Origin of the sequence: Streptomyces tubercidicus (genome assembly GCF_027497495.1) — a bacterium.
Classification (GTDB): domain Bacteria; phylum Actinomycetota; class Actinomycetes; order Streptomycetales; family Streptomycetaceae; genus Streptomyces; species Streptomyces tubercidicus.
Window position 1 is genome coordinate 5,682,217 of record NZ_CP114205.1, and the last position, 15,918, is coordinate 5,698,134.

16 protein-coding genes are annotated in these 15,918 nt (G+C 71.9%); 5 read left to right on the forward strand and 11 right to left on the reverse strand.

Annotated features, from left to right (window positions below; all coding sequences use genetic code 11):
- Window positions 1-139: 139 nt before the first annotated feature.
- Both STRTU_RS24700 and STRTU_RS24705 read left to right on the forward strand, forming a co-directional pair.
- On the forward strand, window positions 140-634 hold the full coding sequence (locus STRTU_RS24700) for a DUF3145 domain-containing protein (protein WP_159746233.1): 495 nt from the start codon (window positions 140-142) through the stop codon (window positions 632-634).
- Between the two features lie 88 nt (window positions 635-722).
- Window positions 723-1,613 carry an NAD(P)-dependent oxidoreductase gene (locus STRTU_RS24705; protein WP_159746234.1) on the forward strand — a complete coding sequence of 297 codons (891 nt, stop codon included), beginning with the start codon at window positions 723-725 and terminating at the stop codon, window positions 1,611-1,613.
- A 109-nt stretch (window positions 1,614-1,722) separates the two neighbouring features.
- On the opposite strand, the gene fabF is transcribed toward STRTU_RS24705, so the two are convergent.
- The 5 genes from fabF to STRTU_RS24730 all read right to left on the reverse strand — a co-directional run bounded on the left by fabF (window position 1,723) and on the right by STRTU_RS24730 (window position 6,694).
- A complete protein-coding gene (gene fabF, locus STRTU_RS24710; protein ID WP_159746235.1) occupies window positions 1,723-2,988 on the reverse strand; it encodes a beta-ketoacyl-ACP synthase II in 1,266 nt (421 codons plus the stop codon).
- A 77-nt stretch (window positions 2,989-3,065) separates the two neighbouring features.
- Window positions 3,066-3,314, reverse strand: coding sequence for an acyl carrier protein (locus STRTU_RS24715; RefSeq protein WP_030991425.1), 249 nt, complete (start codon window positions 3,312-3,314; stop codon window positions 3,066-3,068).
- A gap of 104 nt (window positions 3,315-3,418) precedes the next feature.
- On the reverse strand, window positions 3,419-4,465 hold the full coding sequence (locus STRTU_RS24720) for a ketoacyl-ACP synthase III (RefSeq protein WP_018088055.1): 1,047 nt from the start codon (window positions 4,463-4,465) through the stop codon (window positions 3,419-3,421).
- A gap of 13 nt (window positions 4,466-4,478) precedes the next feature.
- The gene (locus STRTU_RS24725) at window positions 4,479-5,420 is read right to left on the reverse strand and encodes an ACP S-malonyltransferase (RefSeq protein ID WP_159746236.1); all 942 of its coding nucleotides are present in this window, start codon (window positions 5,418-5,420) and stop codon (window positions 4,479-4,481) included.
- A gap of 89 nt (window positions 5,421-5,509) precedes the next feature.
- Complete coding sequence (locus tag STRTU_RS24730) at window positions 5,510-6,694, reverse strand: PucR family transcriptional regulator (protein ID WP_018088053.1); 1,185 nt, start codon at window positions 6,692-6,694, stop codon at window positions 5,510-5,512.
- A 57-nt stretch (window positions 6,695-6,751) separates the two neighbouring features.
- On the opposite strand from STRTU_RS24730, the gene STRTU_RS24735 reads away from it, so the two are divergent.
- Window positions 6,752-7,423, forward strand: a complete 672-nt coding sequence (locus tag STRTU_RS24735; protein WP_174878920.1) for a pirin family protein — start codon at window positions 6,752-6,754, stop codon at window positions 7,421-7,423.
- Window positions 7,424-7,469: 46 nt separating this feature from the next.
- Here the strand turns inward: STRTU_RS24735 and STRTU_RS24740 are convergent, their stop codons facing one another.
- On the reverse strand, window positions 7,470-8,291 hold the full coding sequence (locus tag STRTU_RS24740; RefSeq protein ID WP_159746237.1) for a serine hydrolase domain-containing protein: 822 nt from the start codon (window positions 8,289-8,291) through the stop codon (window positions 7,470-7,472).
- Window positions 8,292-8,439: 148 nt separating this feature from the next.
- Between STRTU_RS24740 and STRTU_RS24745 the strand changes: the two genes are divergently transcribed.
- Window positions 8,440-8,928 carry a MerR family transcriptional regulator gene (locus tag STRTU_RS24745; RefSeq protein ID WP_159746238.1) on the forward strand — a complete coding sequence of 163 codons (489 nt, stop codon included), beginning with the start codon at window positions 8,440-8,442 and terminating at the stop codon, window positions 8,926-8,928.
- A gap of 7 nt (window positions 8,929-8,935) precedes the next feature.
- Complete coding sequence (locus STRTU_RS24750; protein ID WP_159746239.1) at window positions 8,936-9,952, forward strand: aldo/keto reductase; 1,017 nt, start codon at window positions 8,936-8,938, stop codon at window positions 9,950-9,952.
- Window positions 9,953-10,005: 53 nt separating this feature from the next.
- Here STRTU_RS24750 and STRTU_RS24755 read toward each other — a convergent pair whose 3' ends face one another.
- The 5 genes from STRTU_RS24755 to STRTU_RS24775 all read right to left on the reverse strand — a co-directional run bounded on the left by STRTU_RS24755 (window position 10,006) and on the right by STRTU_RS24775 (window position 15,916).
- A complete protein-coding gene (locus STRTU_RS24755; RefSeq protein WP_159746240.1) occupies window positions 10,006-11,250 on the reverse strand; it encodes an acyltransferase family protein in 1,245 nt (414 codons plus the stop codon).
- A 149-nt stretch (window positions 11,251-11,399) separates the two neighbouring features.
- Window positions 11,400-12,080: a response regulator gene (locus STRTU_RS24760; protein ID WP_159746241.1), complete on the reverse strand. Its 681-nt coding sequence runs from the start codon at window positions 12,078-12,080 to the stop codon at window positions 11,400-11,402.
- Window positions 12,077-13,468, reverse strand: coding sequence for a sensor histidine kinase (locus tag STRTU_RS24765; protein ID WP_159746242.1), 1,392 nt, complete (start codon window positions 13,466-13,468; stop codon window positions 12,077-12,079). Before STRTU_RS24765 ends, STRTU_RS24760 begins: the two co-directional genes overlap by 4 nt.
- 143 nt (window positions 13,469-13,611) lie before the next feature.
- A complete protein-coding gene (locus STRTU_RS24770) occupies window positions 13,612-14,493 on the reverse strand; it encodes a DUF4429 domain-containing protein (RefSeq protein WP_159746243.1) in 882 nt (293 codons plus the stop codon).
- A 208-nt stretch (window positions 14,494-14,701) separates the two neighbouring features.
- Window positions 14,702-15,916: an alpha/beta hydrolase gene (locus STRTU_RS24775; protein WP_159746244.1), complete on the reverse strand. Its 1,215-nt coding sequence runs from the start codon at window positions 15,914-15,916 to the stop codon at window positions 14,702-14,704.
- Window positions 15,917-15,918 lie beyond the last annotated feature (2 nt).

Sequence of the window (15,918 nt, forward strand, 5' to 3'; positions counted from 1 at the left end):
CCAATGGTGTTTACTGTAGGTCACCAGCATGCTGGTGCCGAAGTGACCACTGGGGCAGAATGACCACTGTCCCGGCCGCGACCGGAACGGGCACGAGGCCGCTGGGGAAGGCGAACCTCGAACCGCACGGGAGGTCCCGGTGACGACACGTGGAGTTCTGTACGTCCACTCCGCTCCGCGCGCGCTGTGCCCGCATGTCGAATGGGCCGTCGCGGGCGTCCTCGGTGTGCGCGTCAACCTCGACTGGATCCGCCAGCCGGCGTCCCCGGGCACATGGAGAGCCGAGTTCTCCTGGCAGGGCGAGGCCGGTACGGCCTCCAAGCTGGCCTCCGCGCTGCGCGGCTGGCATCTGCTGCGCTTCGAGGTGACCGCGGAACCCTGCTCCACCGCCGAGGGCGAGCGCTACAGCTCCACCCCCGATCTGGGGATCTTTCACGCCGTCACGGGCCTGCACGGCGACATCCTCATCCCCGAGGACCGGCTGCGCGCCGCGGTCGCCCGCTCGGCAGGCGGCGAGACCGAGCTGGCCGACGAGGTCGCCAAGCTCCTCGGCAAACCCTGGGACGACGAACTGGAGCCCTTCCGCTACGCGGGCGAGGGCGCCCCGGTCCGCTGGCTCCACCAGGTCGTCTAGGGAAAGCCCCCCCCAGGCACCGGCACGCGCCGCCCCGACACGCGGCGACCGTTGCCTTCGAGCCCGCTCGACGTCTTAGCGTGCCGTCATGGCCGACAACACGTCTTCCGACACTCTTTCCGTAGCGGTGCTCGGCACCGGAATCATGGGCGCGGCGATGGCCCGCAACCTCGCGCGCGCCGGTCTGGACGTCCGCGCCTGGAACCGGACGCGCGCCAGGGCCGAGCCGCTGGCTGCCGACGGCGTCCGGGTCACCGGCAGTCCCGCCGAGGCGGTGGACGGCGCCCAGGTGGTGCTCACGATGCTGCTCGACGGGGCGGCCGTCCTCGACGCGCTGCGACAGGCCGCCGACGCGCTGACACCCGGCACCCTGTGGCTCCAGATGAGCACGGTCGGGACCGAGGGGCTCGCCCCGCTCGCCCGGTTCGCCGACGAGCACCGTCTGCGGTTCGTGGACGCCCCCGTACTGGGCACCAAGGCGCCCGCGGAGAAGGGCGAGTTGACAGTCCTGGCGGCCGGCCCACAGGACGTACGGGAGCGCGCCGGGCGGGTCTTCGACAGCGTCGGGAGCGCCACCCGGTGGGTCGGCGAGGACGGTGCGAGCGGGGCCGCCAGCCGCCTCAAGCTCGTCATCAACAGCTGGGTGCTGACGGTCATCAACGGCACCGGCGAGGCGCTCGCACTCGCCGAGGGGCTCGGCGTGGACCCGCGCGACTTCCTCGCCGCGGTCGCCGGTGGCTCCCTTGATCTGCCCTACCTCCGGCTGAAATCAGAGCTGATCCTGGCCGACAACTACCCTGCGAGCTTCACGGTGTCCGCGGCCCGCAAGGATGCCCGGCTCATCACGGAAGCCGCCCAGGGGGCCGGGGTACGGATGGATCTGGTGGCGGCCGACGCGGAGCGTTTCCGCCGGGCCGAGGAACAGGGCCATGGCCAAAAGGACGCCACGGCGGCGTACTTCGCGAGCTTCGACGCCTGAGACAAGCCACGACGGGCCACGACAGCCACGATCGCGGCAGGCCACGACACGCCGAGGGCCCGCCCGGTGGGTGTCACCGGGCGGGCCCTCAGGGTGTGCTGAGCGTGCCTCAGACCGTACGGAAGGCCAGGACAACGTTGTGCCCGCCGAAGCCGAACGAGTCGTTCAGGGCCGCGATCCGGCCCTCGGCCGGCAGCTCGCGGGGCTCGCCGCGGACGATGTCGGCGTCGGCCTCCGGGTCGAGCTGGTCGATGTTGATCGTCGGCGGGGCGATGCGGTTCTTGAGCGCGAGGACCGTGGCCACCGTCTCGATACCGCCCGCGCCGCCCAGGAGGTGGCCGGTCATCGACTTGGTGCTGGTGATGGCCATGTGGTCGACGTCGTCACCGAACGCCTTGCGCAGCGCCCGGAGCTCACCGACGTCACCGGCCGGCGTCGAGGTCGCGTGCGCGTTGACGTGCACGATCTCGGCGGGCTGGAGGTCGGTGTTGTCGAGCAGGTTCTGCAGCGCCGCCGCGATGCCGTTGCCGGACGGCTCGGGCTGCGTGATGTGGTGCGCGTCGGCCGAGATGCCCTGGCCGACGGCCTCCGCGTAGATCTTGGCGCCGCGGGCCCTGGCGTGCTCCTCGGACTCCAGGATGATCACGCCGGCGCCCTCGCCGAGCACGAAGCCGTTGCGGTCGACGTCCCAGGGACGCGAGGCGCCCTGCGGGTCGTCGTTGTTCTTGGACATCGCCATCATGTTGCCGAACGCGACGATCGGCAGCGGGTGGATGGCGGCCTCCGTGCCACCCGCGACGACGACATCGGCGCGGCCGGAGCGGATCATCTCGATCGCGTAGCCGATGGCCTCGGCGCCCGACGCACACGCCGAGACCGGGGTGTGGACACCGGCGCGGGCGTTGAACTCGATGCCGACGTTCGCGGACGGCGAGTTCGGCATCAGCATCGGCACGGTGTGCGGGGAGACGCGGCGTACGCCCTTCTCCTTGAGCACGTCGTACTGGTCGAGCAGGGTCGTCACACCGCCGATACCGGAGGCGATGACGGCGCCCAGACGGTCGGGGTTGACCGAGGTGTCCTCGCCCGCCTTGGCGGTGAAGCCCGCGTCCTTCCAGGCCTCCTGGGCCGCGACGAGCGCGAACTGCGCCGAGCGGTCCAGCTTGCGGGCCTGCGGACGGGGAATGATCTCGGAGGGCTCCACGGCGATCTGTCCGGCGATACGAACCGGCAGATCGGTGGCCCAGTCCTGTTCGAGGGTGCTGACACCGGAGCGTCCGGCGAGCATGGCCTCCCAGGTCGAAGCGGTGTCGCCACCCAGCGGTGTGGTTGCGCCGATACCGGTGACGACCACGGTGCGATTGGTCGCATTCACGGGAATTCTTACTCCACGGGTAGAGGGGTCTGAATCGACGGCGCCACCGCGGGGTGGCGACATGCGCGGGAGCTGGATCAGCTCTGGTGCTTGAGGATGTACTCGGTCGCGTCGCCGACCGTCTTGAGGTTCTTGACGTCGTCGTCCGGGATCTTCACGTCGAAGCGCTCTTCGGCGGCGACGACGACCTCGACCATGGACAGCGAGTCAACGTCCAGGTCGTCGGTGAAGGACTTGTCCACCTGGACGTCCTCGGTGGGGATCCCGGCGATCTCGTTCACGATCTCGGCGAGACCGGCGACGATCTCTTCCTGAGTGGCGGCCATGATGGCGCTCCTTCGGTCATTTTAAGGGGAAACTGCGTACTTGCGGTGATGATCCGTGCGACGGCCGACACGTCCGGGGACGTACGGTGCTGCGCAGATCTTGCCTAGGGGAGGGTAACCACCGTCGCGGCGTAGACGAGACCCGCCCCGAAGCCGATGACCAGCGCGGTGTCGCCGCTCTTGGCCTGTCCGGTCGCCAACAGCCGCTCCATGGCGAGCGGAATGGAGGCGGCCGAGGTGTTGCCGGTGGTCTCCACATCGCGGGCGACCGTGACGCTCTCCGGCAGCTTCAGAGTCTTCACCATCGAGTCGATGATCCGCATGTTGGCCTGGTGCGGAATGAAGACATCCAGGTCGTCCGGGCTGACTCCGGCCGCGTCCAGCGCCTGCTGGGCGACCTTCGCCATCTCGAACACCGCCCACCGGAAGACCGCCTGGCCCTCCTGTGTGATGGCGGGGTAGCGGATCTCCTCCGGAGCCGGGCGGCCCTCGGGCGCGTCCCCTCCGGGGACCGGGGTGGGACGGTAGACGTCCCAGCCGAGGGTCTGCTTGATGGTCTCGGCCTTGTCGCCCTCCGAACCCCAGACCGTGGGGCCGATCGCGGGCTCGTTGGCCGGGCCGACGATCACCGCACCGGCCCCGTCACCGAAGAGGAAGGCCGTCGCGCGGTCCTCCAGGTCGGTCAGGTCCGAGAGCCGCTCCACACCGAGGACCAGCACATACTCCGCCGACCCCTCGGTCACCAGGCCCTTGGCCAGGGTCAGTCCGTAGCCGAAGCCCGCACAGCCCGCCGAGATGTCGAACGCGGCCGGCTTACCTGCCCCGATCCGGTGCGCGATCTCGGTCGCGATCGCCGGGGTCTGCTTGAAGTGCGAAACGGTGGAGACGATCACGGCGCCGATCTGCTCGGGCGTGATCCCGGCGTCGGCGATGGCCTTGCCGGACGCCTCGACCGACATGGTCGCGACGGTCTCCTCGGGGCCCGCCCAGTGGCGGGTCGCGATACCGGACCGCGAGCGGATCCACTCGTCGGACGAGTCGATGTGCTTGAGGATCTCCTCGTTCGGCACGACACGCGTCGGGCGGTAGCCGCCGACGCCCATGATCCGCGCGTACGGGGCGCCCTTCGAGGGCTTGATCTTCGAGGTCATGCGCTGCGGACTCCTATTCGGCCGGTGCGGATTGCTCGGCGATCAGCGTGCGGGCCGCGTCGAGGTCGTCGGGCGTCTTCAGGGCGAGGGTCCGCACACCGGGCAGTGCGCGCTTGGCCAGGCCGGTGAGCGTGCCGCCGGGCGCCGCCTCGATGAGCGCGGTGACCCCGAGCTCCTTGAAGGTCTCCATGCACAGGTCCCAGCGCACGGGGTTGGCCACCTGGCCCACCAGCCGCTGGACCAGCTCCTGGCCGGAGGAGACCGCGGCGCCGTCCTTGTTGGAGACGTAGCGGGTGCGCGGATCGGCGACCGACAGCTGGGTGGTCGCGGATTCCAGGGCCGAAACGGCGGGTGCCATGTGGTGAGTATGGAACGCGCCGGCCACCTTCAGCGGTACGACCCGGCGAGTGCCCTCCGGCTTGTTCTCGACGAGCGCGGCGATCTGCTCGGCGGTGCCCGCGGCAACGATCTGCCCGGCGCCGTTCACATTCGCCGGCGTCAGGCCCAGCTGCTCCAGATGCGGGATGACCACGGCCTCGTCGCCGCCCAGCAGCGCGGCCATACCGGTCTCGGTGACGGCGGCGGCCTCGGCCATCGCCTGGCCGCGCCGGCGCACCAGCGTCATCGCGTCCTCGTCGGACAGCGTGCCGGCCAGCGCCGCGGCGGCCAGCTCACCGACGCTGTGACCGGCCACCGCGCCGGTCCGCGTGGCGACCTCGTCGGTCGTGGCGAACAGCTGACGGGCGGAGAGCAGGGCCGAGGCCACCAGCAGCGGCTGGGCCACCGCGGTGTCGCGGATCTCCTCCTCGTCCGCCTTCGTTCCGTAGTGGACCAGGTCCAGGTTGATGGCGTCCGACCAGGTACGGAGCTGGGCCTCGACACCGGGAAGGTCGAGCCAGGGAGTCAGGAAGCCGGGCGTCTGAGCGCCTTGGCCGGGAGCGACGAGTACGAGCACCCTCACACTCTCTCTTGTGGGTGGTTCCGCCCGCCCGTGGGGACAAGGACGAAGAACCATCGGGGGAATTGTTGGTGTCCGACAAAAGTCTAGGGCTGTGCCTCACCGTCAGCCAGACGCCCCAGAATCAGTGCGATACGGAGGGTGAACGCCGAGCGCACATCGGAGGGTGACCATCCGGTGACGTCGGTCACACGTCGGAGCCGATAGCGCACGGTGTTGGGGTGCACGAAGAGCATCCGGGCGGCCCCCTCCAGACTGCTCGCCTGCTCCAGATAGACGCTCAGTGTCTCCAGCAGCGCCGACCCGGCTTCCTCCAGCGGTCTGTAGATCTCCTCCACCAACTGCTCACGCGCGACCGGGTCCGAGGCCATCGCGCGCTCCGGCAGCAGATCGTCCGCGAGGACCGGCCGCGGGGCGTCCGGCCAGGCGGCACACGCCCGCAGTCCGGCGGCGGCGGCCTGTGCCGAGCGGGTCGCGGCCAGCAGATCGGAGACCACCGGGCCGGCCACCACGGGCCCGGCGGCATACGGGCCGATCAGCGCCTTGGCGGCCTTCAGCGGATTGTCCGAACCGCCCGCGATCACCACCAGACGGGAGCCCAGCACCCCGGTCAGCACCTGGAGCTTGGCGTGCCGGGCGGCCCGCCGGATCGCCTCCACGGTCAGCTCGCTGTCCCCGTCCGGCGCGGTGCCCAGCACCACACACACATGCTCGGGGGAATTCCAGCCCAGCGCCGCCGCACGGGAGACCGCGCCCTCGTCCGCCTCCCCCGACAGCACCGCGTTGACCACCAGCGACTCCAGCCGGGCGTCCCAGGCGCCGCGGGCCTCGGCGGCCTGGGCGTAGACCTGGGCGGTGGCGAAGGCGATCTCCCGGGCGTAGACCAGCAGCGCCTCGCGCAGCACGGACTCATCGCCCGGGGCCGCGACCTCGTCGATCGCGGACTCCATGACCTCGATGGTGGTCCGGACCATCTCGACGGTCTGCCGCAGCGTGATCGCCCGGGTCAGCTCGCGCGGCGCCGTGCCGAAGACGTCGGTGCTGATCGCCTGGGGGGTCTCCGGATGCCGGAACCATTCGGTGAAGGCGGCGATACCGGCCTGTGCCACCAGGCCGATCCAGGAACGATTCTCCGGGGGCATCGCGCGGTACCACGGCAGCGTGGCGTCCATGCGGGCGATGGCCGCGGCCGCCAGTTTGCCGGAGGAGTTCTCCAGGCGCCGGAGGGTGGCGGAGTGCGGGTGCGCGTCGCGCGATGCGGGTTCAGACACGGGACAAGCCTGCACTATCGGGGCGGGCAGGTGCGGGGGCGGGGCTACCGTGGGCCCATGATTCAGGTGCGGAGAGGCCATGAGCGGTATCCGGGCGGGGACGCGGAGGCCGGGATCGAGTCGCTGCACGCGTTCTCCTTCGGGCACCGTTTCGACCCGGAGAATCTGCGTTTCGGGGCGCTGATCGCCTGTAACGAGGAGCGGCTGGCGGCCGGCGCCGGCTTCGACGAGCATCCGCACCGCGACACGGAGATCGTGACCTGGGTGGTCGAGGGTGAGCTGACCCACCGCGACTCGGCCGGACACGAGACGACCGTGCGCCCCGGCGATCTCCAGCGGCTCAGCTCGGCGGGCGGCGTCCGGCATGTGGAGCGCAACGACGGCGACCGGCCGCTGTGCTTCGTCCAGATGTGGCTGGCGCCGCGGGAATTCGGCGGGGAGCCCTCGTACGAGGTGGTGCGCGGGATCGCCGACGGCACCCCGTACGCGGTGCCGCGGGCCGGTGCCCTGCTGCATGTGCGCCGCCTCGGCGAGGGTGAGCGCACCGCGGTGCCGGATGCCGCACGGGCCTATGTGCAGGTGGTGCGCGGCGCCGTCCGGCTCGGCGACGAGCGCCTGGAGGCCGGCGACGCGGCGCGGATCACCGACGGGGAGGGGCTGGAGCTGCGGGGGCTGGCGGCGGCGGAGTGCCTGGTGTGGGAGATGGGGCCGGAGCCGGTCTACGGGTGAGCCGGCTCCGGGGGCGGCCGGTGGCGTCCGGCGCCTTCCGGGCGGGTCAGGCCGTCTCCGCCAGTTCGGCCAGCACCGCGTCCGTCAGCGGCGGCCAGGTCTCGATCGCCCACGGTCCGAAGGCCCGGTCGGCCAGCGCCACACAGGCCGCGCCGGCATCCGGGTCCACCCACAGGAACGTCCCGGACTGCCCGAAGTGCCCGAACGTACGGGGCGAGGACGACCCGCCCGTCCAGTGCGGTGACTTGCCGTCGCGGATCTCGAAGCCCAGGCCCCAGTCGTTGGGCTTCTGGTGCCCGTAGCCCGGCAGCACACCCGACAGACCGGGGAAGACGACCTGGGTCGCGGCCGCGAGCGTCTGCGGGGCGAGCAGCCGGGGTGCCTGCAGCTCGGCTGCGAAGCGGATCAGGTCGGCGACTGTGGAGACGCCGTCCTTGGCGGGCGAGCCGGACAGCTCCGTCGCGGTCATCCCGAGGGGGGCGAAGACCGCCTCGTGCAGATACTGCGCGAAGGGGATGTCGGTCGCCTTGGCTATGTGGTCACCCAGCGCCTCGAACCCCGCGTTGGAGTAGATCCGGCGGGTGCCGGGCGCGGCCATCGCGCGCTGCTCGTCGAAGGCCAGCCCCGAGGTGTGGGCGAGGAGATGACGCACCGTGGACCCCTCGGGCCCGGCCGGTTCGTCCAGCTCGACGGCGCCCTCCTCGACGGCCAGCAGCGCGGCGTACGCGGCCAGCGGCTTGGTCACGGACGCCAGCGGGAAGCGGTGCTCCAGGGGGCCGTACGCGCCGGCCACCGACCCATCGGCTCGTACGACGGCGGCCGCAGCGGTGGGCACCGGCCAGTTCTCGATCATCCGCAGGCTCTGCATGCCCACGAGCCTAACGTCCTCAAATTCCGGTCAAGTCTGCCCGTGACCGTCGCTTGCCTGGAGTGCACTCGAAGTCTCTAGCGTTGACGACGTCGAGAGGCTTCCGGCGAAAACGCCGGGGCCGTCCGGCGCAACAGGGGAGACGGGCATGACGGTGACGCAGATCCAACCGGCGGCGAGCGGCGCGACCGCGGCCGGGAGGGGGCCGACGGCGCTGCGCGACTGCCGCACCGCGCCCTCGCATCCGCTGCCCACGGGCCGCGACCGCTACACGATCAGCGAGGTGGCGCAGCACACCGGGCTCAGCGCCCACACCCTGCGCTGGTACGAGCGCATCGGCCTGATGCCGCATGTGGACCGCACCCACACGGGGCAGCGCCGCTTCAGCAACCGCGATCTGGACTGGCTGAGCCTGGTGTCCAAGCTGCGGCTGACCGGTATGCCGGTCGCGGACATGGTCCGCTACGCCGAGCTGGTGCGGGCCGGTGAGTGCACCTTCACCGAGCGGGAGCAGCTGCTGACCGCGCACCGCGAGGACGTACGGCAGCGCATCGCCGAGCTGCAGAGCACGCTGGACGTCCTCGACCACAAGATCGATATCTATGCCGACGCCCGGCGGGCGTCCGAGAGGTTCTGAGGTTTCCATGGGCAGCGAGAAGATCGAGACCGTCGAACTGGGCAACGGTGGACCGCGGGTCGGGGTACAGGGTCTCGGCTGTATGGGCATGAGCTTCGCCTACGGTCCGACGGACACGGATGAGGCACGGGCCACACTGGAGCGCGCCCTCGAACTGGGCGTGACGCTCTTCGACACCGCCGATATGTACGGCATGGGGGAGAACGAGAAGTTCATCGCCCCGTTCATCCGGGCGCACCGCGACGAGGTCGTCCTGGCCACCAAGTTCGCACTGGCCGTCGACCCGGACGACGCGACGAAACGCATCATCCGCAATGACCGCGCCTACCTCCGCCAGGCCGTCGAGGGCAGCCTCCGGCGCCTGGGCGTGGACCAGATCGACCTGTATTACATGCACCGGCGCGATGTGAACGTCCCGATCGAGGAGTCGGTCGGCGCGATGGCCGAGCTCGTCACCGAGGGCAAGGTGAAGCACCTGGGGCTGAGCGAGGTGACCGGCGGCGAACTGCGGGCCGCGCAGGCCGTGCATCCGATCGCGGCGCTGCAGTCCGAGTGGTCGCTGTTCAGCCGGGACATTGAGGACGGTGTGGTGCAGGCGGCGGCCGAACTCGGTGTCGGTGTGGTGCCGTACTCACCGCTCGGCCGGGGCTTCCTGACCGGTGCGTTCGTGCACGCCGACCAGGAGCTGGGCGCGGACGACTTCCGGCGTCAGCAGCCCCGCTTCACCGGCGACAACGCGGCCGCCAACGCCGCGCTGCTGGAGCCGGTCCGCGCGATCGCCGCCGCCCATGACGCCACGCCCGGCCAGATAGCGCTGGCCTGGCTGCAGCAGCAGGCCGACGCACGCGGTCTGGCCGTCGTCCCGATCCCCGGCACCCGTAAGCGCGGCCGGGTCGAGGAAAACACCGCGGCGACCCGGATCCGGCTGACCGAGGAGGATCTGGCGCGGCTGGAGCCGATCGCCGGGCAGGTCGCGGGGGCGCGGTACGCGGATATGTCGTTCACCTCGGCGGGGCGGGAGTAGGCCGGCAGGGGGCGGGGCGCCCGCCCCCTTTGCCGTACGGAGCGAACCTCGCCCTAGGCCAGCCCCAGCGCGAAGGCCCCGAACCCGGCGGCCAGCAGCGCGGTGGCGGCCCGGCGGGCCCCGGTGACACCCGTCCAGGGCGCGTCGAAGCGGCGGGTGGTGCGGCCGATCAGGAGGAGCGCGGCGGCGAACACCGGCAGCCAGGCGAGCCGGGCCAGGAGCCAGCCGAGGGAGTCGGGCGCCGCCGTCAGTCCGGGGATCTGTCCCAGGAAGGATGCCGGTACGGCCGTCGACAGCAGTGCTGTCTGGTGCCAGCACAGGATCGTCAGCGCGGAGAGGTTGACGAGCGCCACCGGAGTCCACAGGGCGGGGCGGCGCAGCAGCCGGGCGAGCCGGTCACGGAGCAGCACCGCCGCACCGGACTGGGCCGCCGCCAGCGCCAGGACCAGCAGCGACGGCGGGTGGGAGTTCGTCCGGTGCTGCCCGGGGACGCCGACCATGCTCGCTGGGTAGTGGAAGAACAGCAGCAGCGCGGCGAACACCGCGGCGCCGCCGAGCAGCAGCGACCAGGCGGCGCGCCGCCCGAGCCGCCGCTCGCCCCAGGAGACGCCGAGCTGATAGGCGAACATCCAGCCGGGCAGCAGGTTGAGCAGGCTCAGCCACGGTGGCACGGCATCGGCGTACGGCCCGTAGCGCAGGAAGTCCACCGCGGCCACGGACGCCGCCAGGGGGGCCGCGGCCCAGGCACCCATCCACCGGGCGGCGCGAACACAGCAGGGTGTCAGCGCGGTGATCACCGCGTACACGCCGACGAACCACAGCGGCTGGATCACCAGCGTCGCCCCGGTCCGCAGGGTCGCCTCCGGCACGCCCAGTGTGTAGAGCAGGGGCAGCAGCATCGCCCATACGGCCGTCACCCCGAGCACCGGACGGCCCAGCCGCACCAGTCGGCCGCGCAGCCAGGACCGGGTGGACTCGCCCCGCCCGGTGGCGCGCCGCAGGGACAGCACCGACGCATGCCCGCCGACCAGAAAGAAGATGCCGAGCATCTGCAGGACCCAACTGGCCGGTGCGAGCCCGCCGACGGCGGTCAGCAGGCTGGCGTTGTGCAGCGCGCCCCCGGCGTCCAGGGTGAAGCCCCCGATCAGCCAGTGGCCAAGGGGGACCGCGAGCAGCGCCAGCGCCCGCAGCCCGTCGAGCGCACGGTCGCGGTCCGCGGGCGTGCGGTCCGCCACCGCGGCCGCGCCGACGGTGAACGGGCGTCTGCCGCGCCGGACGATGCCGCACAGGCTGGACATGATGGTGTCTCCCTCTCCCGGAGGCGTGCCGGAGGGAAACCTAGGAAGAGGGGGCATGGCGGGTCGTCACACCGTGGAGGGGACTCCCGGGGGCTACGGGAGTAGGGGCGCCCCGGCCGCGCTCGTCCTCAGGGAGGAGCGCGCGGGCGCTATCGCTCCCCTGGAGCGACCAGCCCCGACTCATACGCGAAGATCACGGCCTGGGCGCGGTCCCGGAGGTCCAACTTGGCCAGCACCCGGCTGACATGGGTCTTCACGGTCTGCTCGGCGACGATCAGCGCATCGGCGATCTCCTGGTTCGACAGCCCGCGGGCGATCAGCTCCAGGACCTCCGTCTCGCGCGGTGTGAGGCCGTTCAGCCGCAGCGCGGGCCGGCCCTTGCGGGGCACCGGCCCCGAGCGGGCGAAATCGGCGATCAGCCGCCGGGTCACGGACGGTGCGAGCAGCGCCTCACCGGCCGCCACGACCCGCACCGCGGAGATCAGATCGGCCGGCGGCGCGTCCTTGAGGAGAAAGCCGGACGCCCCCGCGCGCAGCGCCTCGTAGACATAGTCATCGACATCGAACGTGGTCAGCATCAGCACCTTCGGCCGGTGGGTGACACCGGCGGGCGGCGCGAGCAGCTGACGGGCCGCCGCCAGCCCGTCCATCTCCGGCATCCGCACATCCATCAGCACCACATCGGGGTGCGTCCGGCGGCTCAGGGCCACGCCCTGCACCCCGTCCGGGGCGTCGCCCACCACATCGATATCGCTCTGCGCGGCGAGCAGCGCGGCGAAGCCCGCGCGCACCATGGCCTGGTCGTCGACGATGATCACGCGCGTGGTCATACGGAGTGGGAATCCTTTGCGGAGAGGGACGGCGCCGCGGAGGGCGGCGGTGAGAGGGGGAGCCGGGCGGCGACCCGGAAGCCGCCGTCGGGCAGCGGCCCGGTGTCCAGCGAACCGTCGACCAGCCGGACCCGCTCACGCATACCGATCAGGCCATGGCCGGTGCCGGTGGCCTCCAGCGGCGCGGAGGGCGCGGACGGCGCGGAGTTGACGACCAGTACGGTCAGCCGTGTGCCGTCCGCGCCCGTGGTCACTGACACCCGGGTCCGCGCCCCCGGGGCATGCCGCACCACATTGGCCAGCGCCTCCTGAACGATCCGGTACGCCGACAGATCCACCGCCGGTTCGAGCGCCACCGACTCCTCCGGCAGCGCCAACTCGACCGGCACACCCGCCCGTACGGTCCCCTCGACCAGCTTCGGCAGCATGCCGATCCCGGGCTGCGGGGTCTTCTCCGGGCCGCTGTGCTGCTCGGTCTCCTCGCTGCGCAGCACCCCGAGCAGCCGGCGCATCTCCGCCAGCGACTCCCGGGCGGTCGCCGCGATCGCCCCGAACTCGTCCTCGGCCTCCCGGGGAATCCCGCTGAGTCGATAGGGCGCGCTGGCCGCCTGAACCGTGATCACCGACATGTGGTGGGCGACGACATCATGCAGTTCACGGGCGATCCGGGCGCGCTCCTCCAGCAGCGTCCGACGGGCCCGCTCGGCCTCGCTGATGGTCTCCTGCTCGATCAACTTGCGCTGGGCGTCGCCGCGTTCGCGCAAGGTGGCACCCATCATCAGCACCACGCCAGTGAGGACGAACAGCAGCACCCAGGTGCTGTTGCTGCCGTCGGGGGTGAACATCCCGGAGAGCAGCCCGGCCACACCGGTCGTCAGCCAGACGGCGGTCAGAGTGCGCCGCCGCTCGCGCAGCGACAGCGCCAGCATCAGCGCGAGATAGCCGACGATCGCCGTCGGCGGCCAGGGCCAGGCGCGGCCCGCGACACCGTCGGCGCCGATGAGCGCCACGGCACCGAGGACATCCGCGGCGAAGATCACCCACCAGGCCTGCAGCGGCCGGGTCACCGCGAGCAGCAGCGGTACGGTCTGCGCGGTGGCGAGCGCACCGGTCAGCCCGCCGGCCAGGCCGTAGTCGTTGCGCAGGACGTTGATGGTCGTCGGCAGCAGGGACACCGCGAACCCGAACGCGACAACATAGGGCAGGCGGCGCAGCCAGCGGCTCCGGACGGTGCCCAGCAGCGGGGTGCCGGGCTCGGTCGGGGTGCCGAGCTCCACGGCCAGCACCCGCAGCGCCTGCCGTACGGCGCGCAGCGCCCGTTGACGGCCCGGCTCATGCAGGGAGCCGTGGGCCGACCCGAGTTCGGGGCTGGAAGATCGCTCACTCATCGCCCCTCCATCTAAGCGGAGCGCGCCGGGCCCGGCGTCATACCAGGGGCCGGACTTTCGCCCCGTACCACGGTATGAGTCCCCGCCGGGGCAACGGGCCCGCGGTGCCGCCCTGATCGGGAAGCGGCGGCGGGCGGCGGAACCTACAGCTCCGCCAGCAGTTCGGCCTTCTTCGCGCTGAACTCGTCGTCGGTCAGCAGCCCGGCGCCGTGCAGGTCGCCGAGGTGCCGTATCCGGTCCGCGATATCCGCCGGATCGCGGCGGGGCTCCCCGGTCCGGTGGCGTACCGGCGCGCCCTCCGGTGTCTCCTGCACCGGCTCGGAGGCGCGTACGGCCTGCAGCACCGAGGCCGCGAACGGCAGCGACTCGTGCACAGGGCCGTACCCGAGCCCGAACACCACCGCGGCCGGATCCTGGTCCGCCTCGCCCGTGCCCGGCTCGCGGGCGCCGCGCTCCAGCAGCCGCAGATAGCCGTTGAGGATCTCCGGCGACCGCCATTCGACCCCGGCCAACTCGCCCACGGGGAAGGTCTGGTCGCCGCTCTTCCACTTCGCCGAGGACGCGCCGGTCCAGAACCACCGGAAGGTGACCGCGTGCCCGTCGAAGGACGCCTTGCCGTCATACGCCTTGAAGTGCAGCGGGGGCTCCGGCGCGGCCACCAGATGGCGGTCGGCGGGCTCCTTCGCATCCGGGCCGAGCGCCGTGCGCAGCTCATCGGCGTAGTACTCGGCGAGCGTTTCGCGGTCGGCCGGCAGTACCAGCCGATAGGGATCGGCGTCCTCCTTGAGCTGCCCGTTCGCCGCTTCCATCAGGGGATCGGCGCCGTGCCGGGGCAGGGCGTGCAGCACCACCGTGCCACGTCTGCCCTCGGTCACCTCGACGGAGCTCAGCGCCTCGTACGGAATGCGTCGCTCACCGAGCGCCTGGAACAGCTTCGGCTTGCGGATCCCCCGTTCGAAGCGGATGAGTACGGAGTCCGTGTCGAACTCCCAGACGGCGTGAAAACCGGCCAGCACATCACCCATGCGGCTCATCGTATGCGCGCGGTTGGCCACCCGTCCCCCTTCCGGACGCCACCGGGAACGCCTGCCGAAGCGGTGCGTGTCCCTCCGGTCACCCGCGTCGTCACCCGCCTCGTGGATGTCCCGGCGGCCCGGCGCGGTTTCCGCAGGCACGGCCCGTCCCCGGGCGCCGGGCCGTGCCCGCGGTCGCCGGCCGGTGCCCCCGTGGACCTCAGACCAGTTCGGTGCGGCACTGCGGATCGTCGGACGCACAGTCGACGGTGCCGGTCGCGCCGACCCCGACGAGCGCGAAGTTGCGCAGGCTGCGGGTGCCTGGCGCGAAGTAGCCCGCGTGCCCTTCGGCGCCGTCGGCCGACAGGATCCGGGAGCCGAAGGACGGGTCGACCGGGTCGGCGCCGTGGCCGAGCCCGCCGACCTCCAGGTTCGGGATGTCCTGGATCCAGTCGTCGGAGTCCCGCATTGCCCAGACGCGGGCCTGGGTGCCCAGCCTGGAGCGGTTCTCGGCCCGCATGCCGGGGCTTCCGGCCACCGCGATGTCCTTGACGTTGGACGGCAGTTCCCGGGCGGCGACACCGCACACCACGGAGCCGTAGCTGTGGCAGAAGAGCGAGACCACGTCGGAGGAGGGCAGTGCGTTCACCAGGTCGCGCAGCCGGACCGCACCGGCCGCGGCGAGCTGCCCGGTGGCGGCCTCGACGCCGATACCGGGCGGCGAGGTGTAGTCGGCCCAGGCGATCACGGCCGTACGGGCGCTCGGCCGGGCCTCCCGCTCGGCGCCGTAGAGGGCACGCGCCATACCGACCGGCGCGGTGTTCGCCCGCGCGGTGCGCTCGAAGGTCGACAGATTGACGTCCACACCGGGCACCACGACGGACACCCGGTGGGCCGCCGGGAGATTGCCGAAGACCTCGGCGGCCCGGCCGCCGCCGGCCGGATCGAAGGCCAGGATCTGCCGCCCGGGAGCCATCATCGAAGAGAGGCGGTGCATCAGCTGGCCCGCCTCCTGGCGGCCGGCGGGGGTGAGCCGCTGGTCGTGCATCCGGCCCTTCTGGATGCGGCGGGCGTCGTCGATCGCCATCCGGTTGGCGCGGTAACGCAGCTTCACCGGGGCCCCGCCCATATTGCCGACCACCAGCGGATAGCGGGCGGTGAGCTGCTGCTTCTCGCCCCGGCTGAGCTTGGCGAAGAAGGACCGGAGCGTGGCCGGCGGGCCCTGGGGGTCGGGCAGCGGGCGCCCGAGGAAGGTGGCGTGCTGCCAGGCGGTCCTGGCGGTGGCCAGCGGGTTGGCGTCTTCCTTGGTACCTCTGACCGCCGTCCACCCGGTTATGGCGAGCATGACGAAGACCACCGCCAGAGCGAGGGCGGCACGCCAGGCCGTGGACTGCAGGAAACCGGAGGAGGGGCCGAGGCCCGAGAAGGAATTCACCG

What these genes read in the sequence shown, in the direction of transcription:
- STRTU_RS24755 (WP_159746240.1), bottom strand. Translation starts at nt 11,250, where the DNA reads ATGTCCAGCCTGTGCGGCATCGTCCGGCGCGGCAGACGCCCGTTCACC.
- STRTU_RS24705 (WP_159746234.1), top strand. Translation starts at nt 723, where the DNA reads ATGGCCGACAACACGTCTTCCGACACTCTTTCCGTAGCGGTGCTCGGC.
- STRTU_RS24760 (WP_159746241.1), bottom strand. Translation starts at nt 12,080, where the DNA reads ATGACCACGCGCGTGATCATCGTCGACGACCAGGCCATGGTGCGCGCG.
- STRTU_RS24715 (WP_030991425.1), bottom strand. Translation starts at nt 3,314, where the DNA reads ATGGCCGCCACTCAGGAAGAGATCGTCGCCGGTCTCGCCGAGATCGTG.
- STRTU_RS24745 (WP_159746238.1), top strand. Translation starts at nt 8,440, where the DNA reads ATGACGGTGACGCAGATCCAACCGGCGGCGAGCGGCGCGACCGCGGCC.
- STRTU_RS24735 (WP_174878920.1), top strand. Translation starts at nt 6,752, where the DNA reads ATGATTCAGGTGCGGAGAGGCCATGAGCGGTATCCGGGCGGGGACGCG.
- STRTU_RS24720 (WP_018088055.1), bottom strand. Translation starts at nt 4,465, where the DNA reads ATGACCTCGAAGATCAAGCCCTCGAAGGGCGCCCCGTACGCGCGGATC.
- STRTU_RS24770 (WP_159746243.1), bottom strand. Translation starts at nt 14,493, where the DNA reads ATGGGTGATGTGCTGGCCGGTTTTCACGCCGTCTGGGAGTTCGACACG.
- STRTU_RS24740 (WP_159746237.1), bottom strand. Translation starts at nt 8,291, where the DNA reads ATGCAGAGCCTGCGGATGATCGAGAACTGGCCGGTGCCCACCGCTGCG.
- STRTU_RS24765 (WP_159746242.1), bottom strand. Translation starts at nt 13,468, where the DNA reads ATGAGTGAGCGATCTTCCAGCCCCGAACTCGGGTCGGCCCACGGCTCC.
- STRTU_RS24750 (WP_159746239.1), top strand. Translation starts at nt 8,936, where the DNA reads ATGGGCAGCGAGAAGATCGAGACCGTCGAACTGGGCAACGGTGGACCG.